At 54.2% G+C, this 4,222-nt stretch carries 1 protein-coding gene; it reads right to left on the bottom strand.

Going from position 1 to position 4,222, the window contains the following annotated elements; all coding sequences use genetic code 11:
• Positions 1 to 4,222: beta strand repeat-containing protein (locus tag GVI43_RS15615; RefSeq protein WP_211959117.1), on the bottom strand; the 4,222-nt coding region annotated here is incomplete at both ends.

The following is a 4,222-nucleotide window of genomic DNA, read 5'->3' as shown; positions in this document are numbered from 1 at the left end:
CCGACAGGGCCGCTTTGATTTGCTGTAAGGCTTCAATCTTGCTGTCGTTGGCGTCCTGCGCCTGTTTGGCCTGCGTTACCGCCGCATTCAATGCGCTACCGACCGCGCCGGAAAGCGCCACCGTCATACCGGTTTGGGTGCGCTCGTACACGTCTTTGATGCTGGTTTGGTTCTCAACCGATTCCACCGACACGTTCTTGCCGGTGAGGCTGATATCTTTTTTCGCAATCACGTCCGAGCCTTTGATGGCTAAGTCGTTACCGGCGATAAGGATGACGCTACCTTCGGTACTGCCCACGGTGCTACCCAAGTTACTGATAGTGCGTACTGTTTGGGTAGATTTTTCATCAATCTTGCCGTAGGTTGCCCCAATGCCGCCGCTGCTCATCAGGCCGGACTTGGTTTCACGCTCCATGTGGAGTTGATTGCTGGTTTCTTGTGCACCGGTAATAGTCAGATTGTTATCCGCTTTCAACGTCACATCATGGGTTGCAGCAACCTGACTACCCTGAACCAACAAATCATGTCCGGCTTTCATCACGACGTTATCACCGCTGAAATAACTGCTTTGCGCGGAAGTGGTATCAGATGTCGAATGTTCTTCTTTGGTTGTTTTAGTCAACGTACCGCTATAGCTGGTTTTCCTATGCGTATCAATATAATCGGTAGATTGGCCCGCAGTAATATTGATGTCACGACCGGCAATGACTGCAAGCTGGCTGTCCGTCGTTACCTGTGCCGCACGTGCGTTGATGTCATTTTTTGCCGCCAGAGTAATATTTCCATTACCATTGATTTGAGTACCAATATCCTGCGAATGGCTCAAGGTATAGTAGTTATCTTTATTAAACTCAGCGTGTCGGCTGTTATCGACCGTCACCGTCTTCATATTCAGGTCATGACCCGCTTCCAGTAGGGTATGACCATTCTGCCCCTGATTACTGATAACGGTAGCGGTGAGGTTAATATCATTTCCAGCAGAAAGCTGTAGTGTACCGTTGTCGTTATTCACCAACAGCGCGCCCATCTGGTTGATATTGGTATGAGATGAGCGATTATTGCTTGTGCCATTCTCCGCTTGGTTAGTGGTGGTGGTGATATTGATGTCATGCCCGGCTTTCAGCCTCAGACTATCACCGCCCTGCATCAGCCCGCCGATATTGTTGATGTCGTTACGGGCGGCCAGCGCCACGTTGGCACTGCTGATGGTGCCGCCCATATTCTGAATGTTTTGCGCCAATACGCTCAGCTTGTCACCGGCCAGAATACGCCCCTGATTAACCATATCGCCGGTCAGCTGCAGCCCGACCTGCTTACCGGCCAGCAGCGCGCCGTTGCTGTCGATATCCTGCGGCTTCACCATGGCATACACCTGCGGCACCAGAACGGTCTGTTTCGAGCCGTCGGCCAGCGTCACTTCACGGCTGACCATCCAGACAATATCGCTGGTTAGATTAGCCATCTGTTCCGGCGTGAGCGCGATACCCAGCGACAGAGAATATTTTTCAGCAAACGCTACGCCGTTGTTCATCAGGGCTTTGAACTGCTCGTCATCGTCAGCATAGCTACCGAGATAGCGTTGCCCGGTCAGGCTGATAATCTGCTCGCGAATAAGCTGCTGTTCGTAAAAGCCATCGCCTAAACGCTTAAATACGTTATTCGGATCGCTTTTGATCTGGCTGGTCATATAATCCGAGCTTAGCCATGTCTTATAGTTGGCAAATTTCGGGTCGGTTTCCACCAGATAGTGGCTGCTGGCGGCCGGATTGATGCGGTACAGGCTAGTATTGGGTAAGGCCAAATTGAGGCTCGGCGGTCGGGTGACCACGCTAACGTCGCCCCCCCCTATCTGAATATTTACCCGATCGATACTAATAGCGCCGATACCACCGCTTGGTGCGCCCATTTCCTGACGCCCGGCTATTGATGTTCCACTGCCATTCGGTTGGGTGTTGCCCTGGGTTTCAGAAGGTCTGAGAGTAATATCTTGCACCACCGGTGCCGGAGTGTAGGAAACATCACGCGACCGTTGCCGATCTCTGCCACTGCTAACTGAATGTCGGTAATATTCTCTTTCATTACCAACATCACTAATAATGCGCTGTCCGAGGACTTCAATATTACTGAGTTCAGCCGCATCGATACTCAGTACATTTCCTGCAACAATCTGGCTTTTGTCGTTCAATACGCTATTTGCGGTGATAATGAGATTTCCGCCTGACAATATCTTTGCCGGGTCAGTTTCAGTAATCACGGTCTCTTCTATCGTTCGTATATAGTCATAAAGATAATAATTGTCGGTACCTCGGGGGTATTCATCGGATATCAGATGCGGAACTTCTCTGTTGTAATCGATATATATTTCATCAGGAGTATAAAATTTTTGGCCGCCACCAATTCGGTATTGCAGTATGTGTTCCTGCGAAATTTGCCGAACTTCCGTCAAAAAGTGGTCATTGATGTTGTTAATCACCCTCGTCGACAGTTGCAGGTTACCCAACGCCTCAACGGTGGCGCTGTGGTTATTGAGCGCATCGCCCATACCGGTGGCGTTGCCGTTATCATCAAGCCACCGGCCAATCGACATATTGCCGCCGCTGAATATCAGCGAGTGGGCGTAGTTGTTGAGAATGCCCGCGCCAATATCCACGCTTTCACGCCCAGCAATCGTTGCGGCAATGCCGCCCTCTTCGCGGTTATTGATGGTGTTGGCCTGCAGGCCCAGCCAGGTACCGTAAATACGACCGGTGCCGTAGTTGTCTATCTGGCGGGCCTGCAGCCGGGTAAGCAAACCGTCAATCAGCCCGCGATTGCTCAGAGTCGTGCTCAGCGTGATTTTGTTTGATTGAGCGCTGATTTCACCCTGCGCATCGTTGGTTAACGAGGCGGCGTTCAGGTTGATTTCACCGGCATACAGCTTACCGCCCAGATTACTCCAGTGGGCGGTGGTGTCGGCGTTCAGCGCGTTGCTGACGTACGCTTGCGCCCGGTCGGTGTTTACACCGCCGCCGTGGGCCTGAAACGTGATGGCTCCGGCGCTGACCCGGGCATCGGCCAGATTAATGCCGTTCGCATCGACCGACAGAATGCCGGAGACCAGCGTCTGGCCCTGTAAATCGGCAGACTGCGCAACGTTAAGGGTGAGATTGCCGTTTTGGGCCAGCTGGCCGTTGCTTTGCACACCGGCGGCCAGCAGCCCATTGCCGGTTTGGCTGAAGGCGTTGGCTGATACTATCATATTACCCAGCGCGGCCAGCGTGGCACTATTGGTCAGATTACCGCGCGCACGCAGGCGCAGTTCCCCGCCGCTGTAAAGCTGGGCATGGTTAGTGACGCTCTGTTCGCTGCTCAGGTTAAGGCCCAGCAGGGAGAAGACGTCCGCTTCATTCAGAATATAGCCCTGCGTATCCATCCAGATTTGGTCTTCACTGCGCAGCAGGCCGTGATTGGTGAAGCTGCCGTTAATCCGGTATTTACCGGCACCCTGACTATACAGGGTGCCGTTATTGAGCAGGCTGCCACCGGTGGTCAGCGTCAGTTCACCGCCGCTGCCCAACGTGCCGCCGTTGGTGACCGACCCGTTAACCGTCAGCCTCATGGCCTCTTTACCGTAAAGCGTTCCGCTGTTGAACAGGTTACCCTGTGTGGTCAGCGTTAGCCCGCGGTCGGCGGCCAGCGTGGCGGTATTCGTCACGTTGCCACCGGCATTCAGCCAGACGTGGCCCCGCGCATGCAGGGTATTGCTGCTGGAAAACTCGCCGGGCATCGTCAGGGTGAGGTCGCCGTCAGCGCCGAGAGTGCCGGTATTCACCATCGCGCTCCGGCTCAGCAGCTGCGTGTTGCCGCCGCCGTAAATCGCACCACTGTTGGTAATATGGCTTGCGGCCAGCGACAGCCCCAGTCCGCTCTGGATAGCGCCGCCGTTAAACAGCGCGTTGGTGCTGCTGAGCGCCGCGCCGTCTGCGGAATACAGGGTACCGTAGTTAGTCAGCCAGTCGCCGCTGTTGAGGGTCAAAAAGCCGGTGCTGATGATTTTAGAGCCCGCGGTGTTATTCACATAACCGGGAGTACTGATGGTGGTGCTGCCCTTGCTTTGTAACGTGCCGCTGTTATCGATGCTGCTGGCCGACAGGGTCAGGCCTTGCCCGCCCGAGACGGTGCCGCTGTTATTCATACTACCGCGGCTGGTGACCGTGGTGTGACCGTCGGCGACCATGGTGCC

It is taken from the genome of Budvicia diplopodorum (assembly GCF_009800925.1).
Taxonomy (GTDB): domain Bacteria; phylum Pseudomonadota; class Gammaproteobacteria; order Enterobacterales; family Enterobacteriaceae; genus Budvicia; species Budvicia diplopodorum.
Note: the sequence above shows the minus strand (reverse complement) of the source record. Positions and strands in the feature narration are given on the sequence as shown.